Source organism: Amycolatopsis sp. WGS_07, from assembly GCF_045278895.1.
GTDB lineage: Bacteria > Actinomycetota > Actinomycetes > Mycobacteriales > Pseudonocardiaceae > Amycolatopsis.
In genome coordinates, this window is sequence record NZ_CP136053.1 from 3,777,764 (window position 1) to 3,793,047 (window position 15,284).

The 15,284-nt window shown below is 67.8% G+C and carries 16 protein-coding genes and 1 pseudogene; 10 read left to right on the forward strand and 7 right to left on the reverse strand.

Annotated elements, in window-relative coordinates; all coding sequences use genetic code 11:
• The first annotated feature begins 2 nt into the window (after nucleotides 1–2).
• Entirely contained in the window at nucleotides 3–707 is a 705-nt protein-coding gene (locus tag RPX00_RS18050; RefSeq protein WP_406640782.1) for an SDR family NAD(P)-dependent oxidoreductase, read from the forward strand.
• Between the two features lie 5 nt (nucleotides 708–712).
• Here RPX00_RS18050 and RPX00_RS18055 read toward each other — a convergent pair whose 3' ends face one another.
• On the reverse strand, nucleotides 713–1,966 hold the full coding sequence (locus RPX00_RS18055; RefSeq protein WP_406640784.1) for a primosomal protein: 1,254 nt from the start codon (nucleotides 1,964–1,966) through the stop codon (nucleotides 713–715).
• 153 nt (nucleotides 1,967–2,119) lie between these two features.
• Between RPX00_RS18055 and RPX00_RS18060 the strand changes: the two genes are divergently transcribed.
• A complete protein-coding gene (locus tag RPX00_RS18060) occupies nucleotides 2,120–4,624 on the forward strand; it encodes a DEAD/DEAH box helicase (protein WP_406640785.1) in 2,505 nt (834 codons plus the stop codon).
• Here RPX00_RS18060 and RPX00_RS18065 read toward each other — a convergent pair.
• From RPX00_RS18065 to RPX00_RS18075, 3 genes are all read right to left on the reverse strand, one after another.
• Nucleotides 4,611–5,228, reverse strand: a complete 618-nt coding sequence (locus RPX00_RS18065) for a hypothetical protein (RefSeq protein ID WP_406640787.1) — start codon at nucleotides 5,226–5,228, stop codon at nucleotides 4,611–4,613. The two genes, RPX00_RS18060 and RPX00_RS18065, sit on opposite strands and share 14 nt — an antisense overlap.
• A 65-nt stretch (nucleotides 5,229–5,293) precedes the next feature.
• The gene (locus RPX00_RS18070) at nucleotides 5,294–5,515 is read right to left on the reverse strand and encodes a hypothetical protein (protein ID WP_406640788.1); all 222 of its coding nucleotides are present in this window, start codon (nucleotides 5,513–5,515) and stop codon (nucleotides 5,294–5,296) included.
• 114 nt (nucleotides 5,516–5,629) lie between these two features.
• Entirely contained in the window at nucleotides 5,630–6,211 is a 582-nt protein-coding gene (locus RPX00_RS18075) for an NAD(P)-binding domain-containing protein (RefSeq protein WP_406640789.1), read from the reverse strand.
• A gap of 73 nt (nucleotides 6,212–6,284) precedes the next feature.
• Between RPX00_RS18075 and RPX00_RS18080 the strand changes: the two are divergent.
• Nucleotides 6,285–6,587: pseudogene (locus RPX00_RS18080) on the forward strand (winged helix-turn-helix transcriptional regulator); the annotation flags it as partial.
• Nucleotides 6,588–6,592: 5 nt separating this feature from the next.
• Here RPX00_RS18080 and RPX00_RS18085 read toward each other — a convergent pair.
• Nucleotides 6,593–7,582 carry a sugar-binding transcriptional regulator gene (locus RPX00_RS18085; RefSeq protein ID WP_406640791.1) on the reverse strand — a complete coding sequence of 330 codons (990 nt, stop codon included), beginning with the start codon at nucleotides 7,580–7,582 and terminating at the stop codon, nucleotides 6,593–6,595.
• A 131-nt stretch (nucleotides 7,583–7,713) separates the two neighbouring features.
• Between RPX00_RS18085 and RPX00_RS18090 the strand changes: the two genes are divergently transcribed.
• From RPX00_RS18090 to RPX00_RS18115, 6 genes are all read left to right on the forward strand, one after another.
• Complete coding sequence (locus RPX00_RS18090) at nucleotides 7,714–8,721, forward strand: zinc-dependent alcohol dehydrogenase family protein (RefSeq protein WP_406640792.1); 1,008 nt, start codon at nucleotides 7,714–7,716, stop codon at nucleotides 8,719–8,721.
• A complete protein-coding gene (locus RPX00_RS18095) occupies nucleotides 8,714–10,054 on the forward strand; it encodes an ABC transporter substrate-binding protein (protein WP_406640794.1) in 1,341 nt (446 codons plus the stop codon). The genes RPX00_RS18090 and RPX00_RS18095 overlap by 8 nt, the downstream gene beginning before the upstream one ends.
• Nucleotides 10,051–10,983 (forward strand): carbohydrate ABC transporter permease, encoded by a 933-nt coding sequence (locus RPX00_RS18100; RefSeq protein ID WP_406640796.1) that lies wholly within the window; start codon nucleotides 10,051–10,053, stop codon nucleotides 10,981–10,983. Before RPX00_RS18095 ends, RPX00_RS18100 begins: the two co-directional genes overlap by 4 nt.
• Nucleotides 10,984–11,072: 89 nt before the next feature.
• Nucleotides 11,073–11,861, forward strand: coding sequence for a carbohydrate ABC transporter permease (locus RPX00_RS18105; RefSeq protein WP_406642976.1), 789 nt, complete (start codon nucleotides 11,073–11,075; stop codon nucleotides 11,859–11,861).
• A 12-nt stretch (nucleotides 11,862–11,873) separates the two neighbouring features.
• A complete protein-coding gene (locus RPX00_RS18110; protein ID WP_406640798.1) occupies nucleotides 11,874–12,956 on the forward strand; it encodes an ABC transporter ATP-binding protein in 1,083 nt (360 codons plus the stop codon).
• Between the two features lie 74 nt (nucleotides 12,957–13,030).
• Complete coding sequence (locus tag RPX00_RS18115; protein ID WP_406640799.1) at nucleotides 13,031–13,603, forward strand: DUF3995 domain-containing protein; 573 nt, start codon at nucleotides 13,031–13,033, stop codon at nucleotides 13,601–13,603.
• On the opposite strand, the gene RPX00_RS18120 is transcribed toward RPX00_RS18115, so the two are convergent.
• On the reverse strand, nucleotides 13,587–14,180 hold the full coding sequence (locus RPX00_RS18120) for a TetR family transcriptional regulator (protein ID WP_406640801.1): 594 nt from the start codon (nucleotides 14,178–14,180) through the stop codon (nucleotides 13,587–13,589). The genes RPX00_RS18115 and RPX00_RS18120 overlap by 17 nt on opposite strands.
• Nucleotides 14,181–14,231: 51 nt before the next feature.
• Here RPX00_RS18120 and RPX00_RS18125 point away from each other — a divergent pair, with 51 nt between their 5' ends.
• On the forward strand, nucleotides 14,232–15,035 hold the full coding sequence (locus RPX00_RS18125) for a class I SAM-dependent methyltransferase (RefSeq protein ID WP_406640803.1): 804 nt from the start codon (nucleotides 14,232–14,234) through the stop codon (nucleotides 15,033–15,035).
• A gap of 37 nt (nucleotides 15,036–15,072) precedes the next feature.
• On the opposite strand, the gene RPX00_RS18130 is transcribed toward RPX00_RS18125, so the two are convergent.
• Nucleotides 15,073–15,267 (reverse strand): ferredoxin, encoded by a 195-nt coding sequence (locus tag RPX00_RS18130; protein WP_037356317.1) that lies wholly within the window; start codon nucleotides 15,265–15,267, stop codon nucleotides 15,073–15,075.
• Between the last annotated feature and the right edge of the window lie 17 nt (nucleotides 15,268–15,284).

Here is a 15,284-nt window from a genome sequence, read left to right on the forward strand (position 1 = left end):
CCATGACCAGTCGCCCGACCGCTGTCGTATTCGGAGCCGGACCCGGCCTTGGGATGTCGATGGCGCACCGATTCGCCGACGAGGGATACAACGTCGTGCTCGTTTCGCGTACCGCTGAGCGGCACCCGGGCTATCTGGCCGAACTCAAGAACGCCGAAGCATTCGTCGGCGACGTCCGCGACGGAATCGGCGCGACGCTCGACGAAATCGCCGAACGATTCGGGGCCATCGACGTTGCCTACTACGGTCCGGCCGCGATTGAACCGGACAGCTTTCCCACGGACATCACCGAAGCGACCCCCGTCGCCGTCGAGAAGGCGATGAGCTGGGTGTATCCGGCGATCGAGGTGGTCGGCAAGCTGCTGCCGGGAATGCTGGACCGCGGCCGCGGCGGATTCCTGTTCGCCGGCGGGCTCAGCGCGGTGCGGCCGATGCCCGCGCTCGGCGCGCTCGCGGTGTCGTCGGCGGCGCTGCGGAATTACGCGCGGACACTGCACGAGGGGCTGGCCGGGACCGGCGTGTACGCGGGCAGCCTCATCATCGGCGGACTGGTCGAACGCGGCGACATCTACCGGATGGTCGTTGCCCAGCGGGAAAAATACGGCGACGCCGGCGGCCGCACCCTGGATCCGGATGCGATCGCCGACGCCGCCTGGAAGATGTTCTCCGCCGGGGACCCGGCCGAGAGCGTGTTCGACGCCCTCTAAGAGGTTCAGACCACGGTGAGGCGGTTCTCGAAGTCCTCCACCAGCTTGCGCCACGCGCTCTGCTCGGCGTCGAACGGAGCGCTCGGCTCGAGCCGGCTCGGGTCCGGCCGCAGCACGAACGACACCAGCCAGCCGAGGCTTTCGTTGGCCGCCAGCGCGGTTTCGACGGTGTCGTCGCCCGCCCATTCGGCGGCGTCGGTGATCAGCTCGACGGCCAGTTCCAGCTGGGTCGGGTCGATCGACTCCGGGCCCTCGGCGATGTCCTCGTCGAGGCCGGGGAAGACGTAGGTGTTGTCCGGGTCGACCTCGATCTCCAGCTCGCCCTCGGCCGCCTTCTCCCGCACCTCGTCCCAAGTGGACACGCCGGCGAGGTCGGTGTCGGCCAGCTCGTCGCCCGCCTTGATCGCCTTGAGCAGCGCCTTCGGCGAGCTGAACACGTCGATCTCGCCGTCGGTGCCGAGGAACACCGGCTTGTCGTCGAGGTAGCAGCGCAGCGTGTAGTACTCCGCGCCGGAGGTGACGATCTTGACCGGGTCGATGCCGACCTCGCCCCAGAAGCCGACCGGCTGGTCCTCGGCGTCCTCGTCGTCGGCGTCGACCGCTTCGAGGTCCTCCGGCCCGCCGTCCTCTTCGCCGGCTTCCGCCTCGGCGGACTCCTCGTGGAAGGCGGCCAGCTCCTCGGCGGTCTGCTCCAGCACCGCGGCGTCGACGTCCGGCACGGTCACCAGGTTGTCGATCGCGTCGAGCACCGTGTCCCACTTCTCGGAGACGGCCTTCGACAGGTCGTTCCACAGCGCTTCGCCCTCGCGCCCGGTGAACGGTAGCCGTCCCTGCTCCAGCAGCGAGAAGCCCTCGTAGGCGTCGAGCACCTCGTGCACCTCGTCCAGCTCGCACACGTCGGCGAGCGAACGGACGATGCCGACGATCTCGGCCAGCTCGCCGATCGTCCACGAGTCCGGCTCCTCGGCGACCAGCTCGGGCACGCCGACGAGGTCGTAGGAGTGGTCGTCGTCGGGGATCAGCTCGGGCACGTTCAGCGCGGGCACCGCGTCCCACGCCGGGTGGTCGAGCAGGTCGTGCTGCTCGGCCGTGCGCACGAAAGCGGCGAGGTGCGCGGCGTCCGGGAAGGCGTACAGGTCGTCCTCGTCGCCGAGGAACGCTTCCCACTCCTCGCCGTCCTCCCGCCATCGGGGGGCCCAGAGGGTGACCACGTCGCCCTGCGGCAGCCCGAGTTCGATCGGGATGATGTCCTGTGCCATTGCCGAATCCTCCGCGAGTACCGCCCGTGTGCGCGCCCGCCTGTCCGTTCCCCTCCGGCAGCGCGCGGTACCGGAAGCCTACGGGTTAGGGCAAGCACCCGCGATCTCCCCCGCACCCGGAACCGGGGGCGGGATGGCACGATGGGGGCCGCGATGACTCTCACCGACCTCCTGCCAGCGGATCCCGACGCAGATGCCCTGTTCGAAGCCTTCACCGAGTGGACGGCGCAGCGGGGGATCGAGTTGTACCCGGCGCAGGAGGAGGCCGTGATCGAGGTCGTCTCCGGGGCCAACGTGATCCTGTCGACGCCGACCGGCTCCGGCAAGAGCCTCGTGGCGGTCGGCGCGCACTTCACCGCGCTCGCCCACGGCAAACGCAGTTTTTACACCGCGCCGATCAAAGCATTGGTCTCGGAGAAGTTCTTCCAGCTCATCGAGATCTTCGGGGCCGACCAGGTCGGCATGATGACCGGCGATTCGAGCGTCAACGCGGATGCTCCGATCATCTGCTGCACCGCCGAAATTTTGGCGAACATCGCATTGCGCGACGGCGCCGACGCCCCGGTCGGCCAGGTCGTCGCCGACGAGTTCCACTTTTATTCGGAACCGGACCGCGGCTGGGCGTGGCAGGTCCCGCTCATCGAACTGCCGAACGCGCAGTTCGTGCTCATGTCGGCCACGCTCGGCGACGTTTCGTTCTTCGAAAAGGACCTGACCCGGCGGACCGGGCGGCCGACCGCGGTGGTCACCTCGGCGCAGCGGCCGGTGCCGCTCACCTTCCGGTACGCGCTCACGCCGCTGCACGAGACGATGTCGGAGCTGCTCAACGGCGGCCAGGCGCCGGTGTATGTCGTGCATTTCTCGCAGGCCGCGGCCATCGAGCGGGCGCAGACGCTGATGAGCATCAACGTCACGACTCGTGCCGAGAAAGACGCGATCGCCGATCTGCTCGGCGACTTCCGGTTCTCCGCCGGGTTCGGCAAGACGCTCTCGCGGCTCGTGCGGCACGGCATCGGCGTGCACCACGCGGGCATGCTGCCGAAGTACCGCCGCCTGGTCGAAACGCTCGCGCAGTCCGGGCTGCTGAAGGTGATCTGCGGGACGGACACGCTCGGCGTCGGCATCAACGTGCCGATCCGGACGGTGGTGTTCTCGGCGCTCACGAAGTACGACGGCGTGCGGCAGCGGCATTTGAAGGCGCGCGAGTTCCACCAGATCGCCGGACGCGCGGGCCGGGCCGGGTACGACACCGACGGTTACGTGGTGGTGCAGGCTCCGGATCACGTGGTGGAGAACGCCAAGGCGCTGGAGAAGGCGGGCGACGACCCGAAGAAGAAAAAGAAGATCGTCCGGAAGAAAGCGCCGGAGGGTTTCGTCAACTGGACCGAGAGCACGTTCGACCGGCTGATCGCGGCCGATCCGGAACCGCTCACGTCCAGCTTCCAGGTCAGCCACTCGATGCTGCTGAACGTGATCTCGCGGCCGGGCAACGCCTTCGACGCGATGCGGCATCTGCTGGAGGACAACCATTCGGACCGTCCGACGCAGCGGAAGCTGATTCTCCGGGCGATCGAGATCTACCGTTCGCTGCTCGCCGCCGGTGTGGTGGAACGACTGTCCGAACCGGACGACGAGGGGCGTATCGTCCGCCTGACCGTGGACCTGCAGTTCGATTTCGCGTTGAACCAGCCGCTTTCGCCGTTCGCGTTGGCCGCGATCGAACTGCTGGACATGGAGTCGCCCTCGTACGCGCTGGACGTCGTGTCCATTGTGGAATCCACTGTGGACAACCCGAGGCCGGTGCTTTCGCAGCAGCAGTTCAAGGCGCGCGGGGAAGCCGTGCAGGCGATGAAGGCCGACGGCATCGAATACGACGAGCGGATGGAACTGCTCGAATCCGTCACGTATCCGAAGCCGTTGGAGGAACTGCTCAACGCGGCTTACCAGTCGTATCGCGCCGGGCATCCGTGGGTGGCGGATTACGAGCTGTCGCCGAAGTCCGTGGTGCGCGATATGTACGAGCGCGCGATGAACTTCGTGGAATACGTGGGGTTTTATCAGCTCGCCCGGTCCGAGGGCCTGGTGCTGCGCTACCTCGCCGACACCTACGACGCGTTGCGGCACACGGTGCCGGACGAGGCGAAGACCGAATCGCTGCAGGACCTCATCGAATGGCTCGGCGAATTGGTGCGCCAGGTCGACTCGAGCCTGCTGGACGAATGGGAAGCGCTGCGGCATCCGGACGAGGAAGGCCCGGTGTCGCATCGGCCGCCGCCCGAGCCGCCCGCGGTCACGCGCAACGAGCGGGCGTTCAGGGTGCTGGTGCGCAACGAGTTGTTCCGCCGGGTGGAGCTGGCCTCGCGCCGGGCGTACGACGAACTCGGCTCGCTGGACTCCGCCTCCGGCTGGGACGCGGACGCGTGGGAAGACGCGATCGAGGACTACTTCGACGAGCACGATTCGCTCGGGATCGGTCCGGACGCGCGCGGTCCGGCTTTGCTGATGATCGAGCAGGAACCGGACCTGTGGCGGGTCCGGCAGATCTTCGACGACCCCGCGGGCGACCACGACTGGGGGATCAGCGCGGAGGTGGACCTGCGCGCGTCGGACGAGGTGGGCAGCGCCGTGGTCCGGGTCGTGGACGTCAACCAGCTCTGACGACGCGCTTTGGCCGCTGTACGAGCACTACGACGAGCATGAGCAGCGACAACGCGGGCATCGGATAGCCGAGCGCGATCCCGGCCGAGGTGTCGATGATCGGCGCGACGAGCCCAGCGGCGAAGATCCAGACCGGCCCTCCCGGCGGTTTGGCGGCGGCGGACCACGGCGTGCGCGACCACGGTTTGGCGACCGAAATCCAGACCTGGAACGCCAGCCCGCTCGCCATCAGCGCGGTACCCGCGGCCTGCTGCCAGGTCGGGGTGGCGGTCGTCGCGGCCTTGGTGAGCGCGGGGGAGAGCAGGAAGATCCCGGCGTACAGCTGGATGAGCGTCAGGCCGAACTTGACCAGCACCCACCAATACCGGAAGAAACCCCAGGCGGTCGCTCCGGCGAGCAGCAGGCCGGTGAAGGCGGCGGTGTTCGCCATCGGCGCGAGCAGCACGGTGTCGAGGCGTTTGGCCATGGTCATCGCCGGGCCCGCGTTGTCGCCGGGGACCAGGGTTAGCACGAAGAGGGCGAGTGCCTGGCTCATCCACGCGACCGACGAGATTACGTGGAGCCACACCAGTGTCTGCCGCCATCGCGGGGAAACCCGAGTCACTGGGCCAGTTTCCTGGCTTCCGGGGTGGGGGACATCCGGTGAAACCACCCAATTCGACCCTGAGGTCAGCTCAGGTGGGGCGGTTGCCAACGGGTGTAGCGCAGCATCGAGCGGGCCATCACTGACGTGGGCATGGCTCGGAGCGCCAGGTTTCGTACCAGCAGCGAACGCAACAGCCGATGCAGTTCGTACCGTGCGATGCCGACGATCGGTGTTCCGGCGACGTGTTCGAGTTCGGCTCCATCCGTCCAGGCCAGCCAGGTGCCGCGCGGGCTGCGGGTGCTCACCGTGCGCTGGAAGCGGCTGGCGGCGCGGAGTGCGTCGCCAGCGCCCAGCGCGTCCAGGGCCCGAACGCCGTTGGCGGCTAGGGAAATGCCGGAACTCAGCCAGGATAGGGCGATTCAGGCGCTCATGAGCATGGAACGCGCGTCCAAACCGTCGAACCACAGGCCGATTGCCAGTCCGGCGGCGGCTTCGAGCAGGGCGGCTCGTTCCAGTCCGCCCGCGGGCAGTGGAGTGCAGCCCAGGTCGCGGACCAGTTCGGTGGCCACGGCGACCGCCTCTGGGTTGCCGCACAGCGGGACGCCGAGCGGGCGGCCTTCGAACAGCGGCGGGGTCATCCGCCAGACGTCCACGTGGGCGAGGTTGAACGCCTTCACCACCGAAGCGCCCGGGGCGTATCCAGCGATCCGGGCGGCCACCGGTTCGCCGGTCGCGCCGGGGGTGTTGGTGCAGTCGACGAGGACCTTGCCGGCCAGGTCGAGCGGGGTGAGCAGGGCTTCGAGCGCGGTGGTGGGGACAGCCAGCAGGATGGCGTCCGCGCGGGCGGCGGCGTCGGCCCACGGCAGGGCCTCAGCGCCGAGTTCGGCCGCCAGGGCGGCGGCGTGCGCGGGGGAGCGGCCGGACACGGTCAGGTCGTGCCGGGTCCACTGGCTGCCGAGAGCGGACGCCATTCCGCCGGTGCCGAAGAGAGCGATGCGCATGGGAAGGTCTCCTGTCGTCGCGTGGTTGTACGGAAGCGACGTTATGGACCTTGGCAGGAACCGAAAGGTAACCATGGAGTTCATCGCCGACTGCCGCACCCGGCTCGCGTTCGACCTGGTGGCGAACACCTGGCACCCGGTCGTGCTGTGGGCACTGAAGAACGGCCCGCTCCGGCACGGCGAACTGCGCACGCGCATCGGCGGGATCAGCGCGAAGGTGCTCACCGAGGCGGTGCGCAAGCTGGAACGCGACGGGCTCCTCGAGCGCGCGGAGGGGGCGTATCAGCTCACCGAGCTAGGGGTGAGTTTCCTCGGGCCGATCGAGGGGTTCGGGCGCTGGGCGGCGGAGTACGGGGATCGGGTGGTGGCGGCGCAGCTGGCTCACGAAGGCTCCGGCAACGGCCTCGCCCGCGCCAGCTCCAGCAGCGGTACGGCGGCCGCGGCGTCGGTGACCAGCGTCGACACCAGCCCGGACCGCAGCACGGCGTCCACGGCCTCGGCTTTCGGGCGGCTGTAGCCGATCGCGATCACCTCGGGGACCGCCATCAGCTCCTCGTGGCTGATCGCCAGCACGTGGTGCGCCAGCCCGGTGCCGAGCGAATTCCCGTCCGCGTCGAACAGCCGCGCGGCGACTTCGGCGGTCGCGCCCCGCGCGGCGATGGCGGCGCGTTCGGCCTCGTCCAGTGCGTCGTACACAGTGGACTCGCCGGCCTCCCACGAGCCGATGCTGACCACGGCTTTGGTGAGTTTTCCGAACTGTGCGAACGTTTCCGCGATGCCCGGCTGGTGCCGCAGGATCTCGGTGGTCCGCCGGTCGGGCAGGACGAGCGGGCCGAAGATCGGGTACGAATCGCCGCCGGACACCGACGTCACGCGGCTGACCGTCTCCACCGAACGGCCGCGCATGTCCATTCCGGCCTGCACCCCGCACAACTGCACGATCGGGCAGCGCGGCAGGGTCCGGATCGCCTCGGTCATCGCGTTGACCGACCGCGCCCAGGACAGCCCGATGACGTCGTCGATGGTCGCGATCTCCTCCAGCAGCCGGGCGGCCAGCGCGCCGACCTGCTTCCGGACGATCTCGCGCGGTTCCTTCTCCGATGCTCGTTCGAGCACGAGCACGCGGTCCAGCCGGTAGGCGCGGCGGATGTCGTCGGACAGGTCGACGTCGATCGGCGCGGGCAGGTCGAACTCGATCCGCACCAGCCCGCTGTCGCGCGCGGCGTCCAGCATCCGCGCGACCTTGAACCGGCTCATGCCGAACTCGTCGGCGATCTCCAGTTTCGAGGCGCCCTGCAGGTAGAACCGCCTGGCCATGGTCGCCAGCAGCAGCGTCTCGGTCAGCGGCGGTGGCCCCTTTTTCCTGCTCACATGAGCAGGATAGCGCAAAAATGAGCTTTGCCGGTTGACGGATCCGCAGGCAGCGGCCTCTAATGCCTACGCATGTTACCTGCAGCATAAGTGAAAATCGCTCAAATGAGCATCTTGGAAGGTGATGACGCATGCGCGCCGCGATCGTGGACCGGCCCGGGGAGATCCGGGTCGGCGAGGTTCCCGATCCGAAGCCCGGGGAGCGCCAGGTCGTCGTGAAGGTGGGTGCCTGCGGGATCTGCGGCACGGACCTGCACATCGCCGACGGGCATTTCCCGCCGACCCCGTATCCCATCGTTCCCGGGCACGAGTTCTCCGGGGAGATCGTCGAACTCGGCGCGGACGTGCCCGCCGCGTGGAAGGTCGGCGACCGGGTCGCGGTCGACCCGTCGATCTACTGCGGATACTGCACCCCGTGCCGGTCCGGGCACGGCAACCTCTGTGCGAACTGGAACGCCACCGGCGACACGGTCAACGGTGCCTTCGCCGAGTACGTCGCGGTGCCCGCCGACACCTGCCACCAGATGCCGGACTCGATGACCTGGGAACAGGGCGCGCTGGTCGAACCCGTTTCCTGCGCGGTGCACGGGGTGCGCCGGATCGGCGTCGAGGCGGGCGAACGCTTCCTCGTGGTCGGCGCGGGCACGATGGGCCTGATCATGCAGCAGCTCCTGCTGCGTGCGGGCGCGCACGTGACGATGGTCGACCGCAACGCGGCGCGGCTGCCCCGCGCGACCGACCTCGGCGCGGCTGCGGTGGCCTCCGATGTGTCCGAATTGGACGATGAACGCTTTGATGCCGCGGTGGACTGCACCGGCGCGGCACCCGCGATCGAGGCGGCGTTCAACGCGCTTCGCCGCGGCGGCCGGCTGCTGGTGTTCGGCGTCGCTCCGGCCGAAGCACGCGTGGCGCTTTCGCCGTTCCGCATTTACAACGACGAAATCACTATCGTCGGCTCGATGGCCGTGCTGAACAGCTACGGCAATGCGCTCGATCTCGTCGCGAACGGTTACATCGACACCGACGCGCTGATCACCGACACCCTTCCGCTGGAGCAATATCCCGAGGCGCTGGCGAAGATGCGCAGCGGGTCCGGCCTCAAGATCCAGGTGCTCCCCGGAGGTGGTGGCCGTGCGTAAACTCCTGTGCCTCCTTGCCGCGACAGCGTTGTTAGTGACGGGATGCGCTGGAGCCGGGGCGCTCGGCACCGGCGGGCGGACACTGGTCGTCGCGATCGTGTCCAATCCGCAGATGAAGGACGCCATCTCGCTCAAGGGCGAGTTCGAACAGGCCAACCCCGGGATCAAACTGAAGTTCGTGTCCCTGCCGGAAAACGAGGCTCGGGCCAAGATCACCGCGTCCACCGCCACCCAGGGCGGCGAGTTCGACGTGGTGATGATCAGCAATTACGAGGCTCCGCAATGGGCCGCCAACGGCTGGCTGGAAAACCTCGAACCGCACATGAAGGCGACACCTGGGTACGACGAGGGCGACTTCATCCCGAGCATCCGGCAGTCGCTGTCGTATGAGAACCAGATGTACGCGGTGCCGTTCTACGGTGAATCGTCCTTTGTGGTCTATCGCAAGGACCTGTTCCAGAAGGCCGGGCTGAGCATGCCGCCGCACCCGACGTGGCAGCAGATCGCCGATTTCGCCGCGAAACTCGACGACAAGCAGGCTGGTATCTCCGGGATCTGCCTGCGCGGCAAGCCCGGCTGGGGCGAAAGCCTCGCACCGTTCACCACGGTGGCGAACACCTTTGGCGCGCAATGGTTCGACAAGGACTGGAACGCGAAGCTCACCAGCCCGGAGTTCACCAATGCGGCCAACTTCTACGTGAACCTGCTGCGCGATCACGGTGAGGTCGGCGCATCGAGTGCCGGGTTCACCGAATGCGGCACGAAGTACGCGCAGGGCAACGCCGCGATGTGGTACGACGCCACGTCGATGACCGGCACCACGGAAGACCCGAAGACCAGCCACGTCGGCGGCAAGAACGGTTACGTCGCCGCGCCGGTGGAGAAGACGCAGGCGAGCGGCTGGCTCTACACCTGGTCGCTGGGCATTCCGAAGGTCGGCAAGAACAAGGACGACGCCTGGAAGTTCATGGCGTGGATGACGAACAAGGACTACGCGAAGAAGGTCGGCGAGACCTACGGCTGGAACCGGGTGCCGCCGGGCACGCGCAAGTCCACCTATGAAATCCCGCAGTACAAGGAAGCCGCGAAAGCCTACGCACAGCCCACTTTGGACGGTATCGCGGCGGCCAACCAGCAGAAGACCATGGTGAATCCGGTGCCTTACCCCGGCATTCAGTTCGTCGGGATACCGGAGTTCCAGGACCTCGGCACCCGGGTGAGCCAGCAGCTGTCCGCCGCGATCGCCGGTCAGACCTCCGTCGCCGACGCGCTCGCGCAATCGCAGAAATACGCGGAATCCGTCGGAAAGTCCTATCAGGAGGTGCAGAAATGAGCACCCTCTCCGTCCCCGCCGGAACCGCGCCGGCGACCGCACCGCCCGTCGCGAAGAAAGTGACCGGTTCGGCCGGGAAACGGCGGCTGCCGCTGCTGCCCGCGCTGATCTTCGTGATCGCGGTGACGCAGATTCCCTTCCTGCTCACCGTGTTCTACTCGTTCCAGTCGTGGAACCTGGTCCGGCCGGGGTCGCGGCATTTCGTCGGCTTCCGCAACTACGTCGACGTCTTCACCGACACGACGTTCCTCGGCGCGCTGGTGAACACCGTGCTGCTCACCGTGGTTTGCGTGTTCCTCGCACTGCTGCTCGGGCTCGGGCTCGCCGTGTTGCTGGACCGGAAGTTCTTCGGCCGCGGTTTCGTCCGCACGCTGCTGATCACGCCGTTCCTGATCCTCCCGGCGGCCGGCGCGCTGCTGTGGAAGACCACGATGTTCGACCCGACGTTCGGATTGCTGCATTTCGTGTTCGGGACCGACATCGATTGGCTTTCGCAGTTCCCGCTCGCCGCGGTGATGGCGCAGATCGTCTGGCAGTGGACGCCGTTCATGACGCTGCTGATCCTCGCCGGGCTGCAGAGCCAGTCGAAGGAGGTGCTGGAAGCGGCCTCTGTGGACGGTGCGAGCCGCTGGCGCACCTTCGTGTCGATCACGCTGCCGCACCTGTCGCGGTTCCTTCAGCTGGCCACGCTGCTCGGCGCGATCTACATCGTGAACAGCTTCGACGCGATTTTCCTGATGACGCAAGGCGGTCCGGGCACGGCCAGCACGAACCTGCCGTTCTACATTTACCAGCGCGCGTTCGAGGGCTTCGACATCGGCCAATCGTCCGCGATGGGGGTCGTCGTGGTCATCCTGACGATGATCGTCGCGACTTTCGCACTGCGGCTGATGTTCCGCGCGTTCTCCGTGGACGGAGGAGTCAAGTGAGCACCGCAACCGCCACCGCCTCGCCCGCCGCCACCGACACCGCGCCGCCCCCGCAGCGCCGGACTAAACGCCGTTACGGTCCGGGCGCGCTGACCGTCGCCACCTGGATCGTCGCGATCCTGTTCGTTTTCCCGTTGCTGTGGATGATTCTCACCGCGTTCAAACAGGAAAACGACGCTTACACCGATCCGCCGAAGCTGTTCTTCACCCCGACGTTCGACCAGATCTCGAACGTCCTCAACAGCGGCTTCCTGCCGTACCTGGGAAACTCGGCGTTCGTCACCGTGGTTTCGACGCTGCTCGTGCTGCTGCTGGGAATTCCGGCCGCGTACGCGCTGTCGCTGGCTCCGGTGAAGGGCACGAAGAACGCGTTGAGCTTCTTCCTGTCGACCAAAATGCTGCCGATCGTCGCGGCGATCATCCCGCTCTATGTGATCTCGCAGAACACCAATCTGCTGGACACCGTGTGGGCGCTGATCATTCTGTACACCGCGATGAACCTGCCGCTCGCGATCTGGATGATGCGGTCGTTCTTCCTTGAGGTGCCGGGAGAAATGATCGAGGCGGCGCGGATCGACGGAGCGAATCTGCCGACGTTGTTGCGCAAGATCATCATGCCGGTGGTCGCGCCCGGTATCGCCGCGACCGCGCTGATCTGCGTGATCTTCTCGTGGACAGAGTTCTTCTACGCGGTCAACCTCACCGCCGCCCGGGCCGGCACGGTGCCGGTGTTCCTGGTCGGCTTCATCACCAGCGAGGGCCTGTACTGGGCTCAGCTGTCCGCCGCCGCGCTGCTGGCCTCGCTGCCGGTGATGATCGTGGGCTGGATCGCGCAGAACCACCTGGTGCGCGGGCTTTCCATGGGCGCTGTGAAGTAAGGGAGAACGCAGATGTCCGCTGAAGTGATCTACGACAAGGCATCGCGGGTTTATCCCGGCAACCCGGGCGTCCGCGCGGTCGACCAGTTGAGCCTCGAAGTGCCGGACGGCGAATTTCTCGTGCTGGTCGGCCCGTCCGGCTCGGGAAAGTCCACCGCGCTGCGGATGCTCGCCGGACTGGAGGACGTCAACGAGGGTGCCATCCGGATCGGCGACCGCGAGGTGACGGACCTGCCGCCGAAGGACCGTGACATCGCGATGGTGTTCCAGTCCTACGCGCTGTACCCGCACATGACGGTCGCCGACAACATGGGTTTCGCGTTGAAGCTGCGCGGTTTCTCGGCGGCTGACATCAAGAAGCGGGTCGACGAGGCGGCCAAGATGCTCGACCTGACCCGCTTCCTCGACCGCAAGCCGAAGGCGTTGTCCGGCGGGCAGCGGCAGCGCGTGGCGATGGGCCGGGCGATCGTGCGCGAGCCGAGCGTGTTCCTGATGGACGAACCACTGTCCAATCTGGACGCGAAATTGCGGGTCGAAACCCGCGCCAACATCGCGAAACTGCAGCAACGCCTTGGCACGACGACCATCTACGTGACGCACGACCAGGTCGAGGCCATGACGATGGGCGACCGGGTGGCCGTGCTGAAGGACGGCGTGCTGCAGCAATGCGCTTCGCCGCGGTCGCTGTACGAGAAGCCGGAGAACTCGTTCGTGGCCGGGTTCATCGGGTCGCCGGCGATGAACCTGGCGACGCTGCCGCTGTCCGACGGCGGGGTTCAGCTGGGCGATCTGGTGGTGCCGTTGCCCACCGAGGCGCGGACGGCCGCGGCCGGGCTGTCGGAGATCGTGTTCGGCATCCGTCCGGAGTCGCTGCGCCTGGTCGGCGAGGCGGAGGACGGCTTCGAACTGGTGGTGGAGCTGGTCGAGGAACTCGGCGCGGACGCCTACCTGCACGGGAAGGTCGGCGACGACCGGTTCGTGGTCCGGGTGGACGGGCGGACGCCGCCGAGGATCGGCGACAACGTGCGCGTGGCGTTGCGCGGCGAGGGCGAGACGCACGCGTTCGACCCGAAAACGACGTTGCGGCTGGGCTGAACCTAGCTCTCGCGGGGAGGTGCCTCCCCCGCGCGTCCGATCCTTTTCGCCGCGGTTCGGACGACGCTTGACGCATGACCTTGAAGCAAGCAGATCCCCAGGCGCAGCTGCGCACATGGCCCGGTTACGTCGCAGCTGCCTGGGGATTCTTGTTCGCGATCCCCAGCTTCGTCTGGGCGACCGGCACCACGTTCGGCGCGCGGTCGACGGTGTCGCCGTCGCTGGTGAAGCTCGCTGAGGACCGGGTGCCGTGGTTTGTGGCCGTTCTGGTGGTCACCGGTCTGCTGAAACTGTTCGGTGCCGTGATCGGTGTCAGCCTGACTCGGCCGCGCGGCCGGTGGCTCAGCCGGGTGACGGTGTTGTGTGGCGGTGGCGCGGCGATCCTGCTGACCTGGCACGGCGGGCTGTTCGTCGTGCAGGGCGTGCTGGTCAAGACCGGTGCCGTCGCGGTCGACCCGGCGTTGTCCGACCTGGTCGGTTGGTATCTCTACTTGTGGGGACCGTGGTTTATCGCTGGTGGTCTCGCGTTCGCTGGGGCGGTCGGGTTGTACGTCCGGCAGCAACGCACGTTGACGCGCTACGGGGTGGTGGGCGCGCTGGGTGCGTTGGCCCTGTCGGTGGCTGCGCTGGCTACTGGCGTTGGGTGAGCACTCCTGCGAGCACAGTCGCCACCATCTGCCGCACCGCCTCCTCGCTGGGCGCTTCCCCCGTGCGATCGGCGAAGAGCAGGTGCCCAGCCCCGATCAGCGTCGGCGCCAGCGTCTGCACGTCGGCATCCGGCGTGAGCCGCCCGAGTTCTTTCTCCGCCGCAAGGTAATCCGCGAGCACGTGCGCCGCGTCCGTCGCCAGCGGGATCCCCGGGCCCGGCCGTGCCGAGCGGAGGCGGTGCCGGAGTTCGTCGCGGAAGGTGATCAGGGCGACGATCGACACCGCGACCGACGAGAACACCTCGGTGAGCACTTCGGCCACCGTTTCGACCAGGTCGCCGGCTCCGGCGCGCAGGTCGTCCGCGCGGGCTTCGAGCCGGTGGATCCGGTCGAGCACCAGCGCGGCGAGGAACGCGTCGAAATCCTCGAAATGCCGGTGCAGCACGCCCTTCGCGCAATCCGCCTCGGTGGTGACGGCGCGGCTGGTGAGGCCGCTCGGGCCGTCGCGCAGCAAAACCCGTTCCGCGGCGTCGAAAAGCTGAGCGCGAACGTCACGGAGATGGATCCCGGTGGGCAACTCGGCAGTCCCTTCTGGCCATAGTGGGCGCTTGCCCACTATGGTGGGCACATGCCCACTTTACCTCGTCCCGAACCGCATCAGCACCGGACCATGGCCGAGTCGTTCGGCGTCGATCCCGCGCGCTACGACCGGGCTCGCCCGCGTTACCCGGACGAACTGGTCGCCGCGCTCGTCAAGGCGAGCCCGGGGAAGGACTTTCTCGACGTCGGCTGCGGCACTGGCATCGAGGGGCGACAGCTCCAGGACCACGGCGCCGTCGTGCTCGGCGTGGAGCCGGACGCGCGGATGGCGGAGTTCGCCCGGCGCGGTTTCGCCGTCGAGGTCGCGAAATTCGAGGATTGGGACCCAGCCGGACGGACGTTCGACGCGCTCGTGTCCGGGCAGGCGTGGCACTGGGTCGACCCGGTCGCGGGAGCCGCGAAAGCCGCGCGGGTGCTCCGGCCGGGCGGGCGGTTCGCCGCGTTCTGGCACGTCTTCATGCCGCCGGAAGAAATTTCCCAGGCACTGGCGGACGCGCTGCGCCGGGCGATGCCGGACTCGCCGTTCAGCGGCAACTACTTGAAAAGCCCCAGCGCGGACGCCTATCAGCCGATGCTCGACAAGGCCGCGGCTGGCCTGTCCGAAACCGGCGCGTTCGCCGAAGCGGAGAACTGGCGTTATGAATGGACGCAGGACTACACCCGCGACGAGTGGCTGGATCTGCTCGCCACGCAGGGCGGCGTCACGGTGGCGACGCCGGAGCAACGCGACCAGATCCTGGCCGAGGTCGGCGCCGCCATCGACGCTCGCGGCGGCCGCCTGACGACGAACTACTCGACCGCCGCGGTGACCGCCGTCCGTCTGACCTCCTGAAAGCCGGTCCCCGGCACGGCGCCGGGGACCGGTCAGGTCACTCCTCCAGCGAAAGCGCTTGGCTCGGGCAGATGTTCACGGCCTCGCGCGCCTTCTCGACCAGCTCGCCGTCCGGAGTGTCGTTGAGGACGATGACCGTGCCGTCGTCCTCGCTCTGGTCGAACAGCGCGGGCTCGGTGAGCACGCACTGGCCGGCGCCGACGCACTTGCCGGTGTCCGCGATGATCTTCATGATGGCCTCTTCCTGGC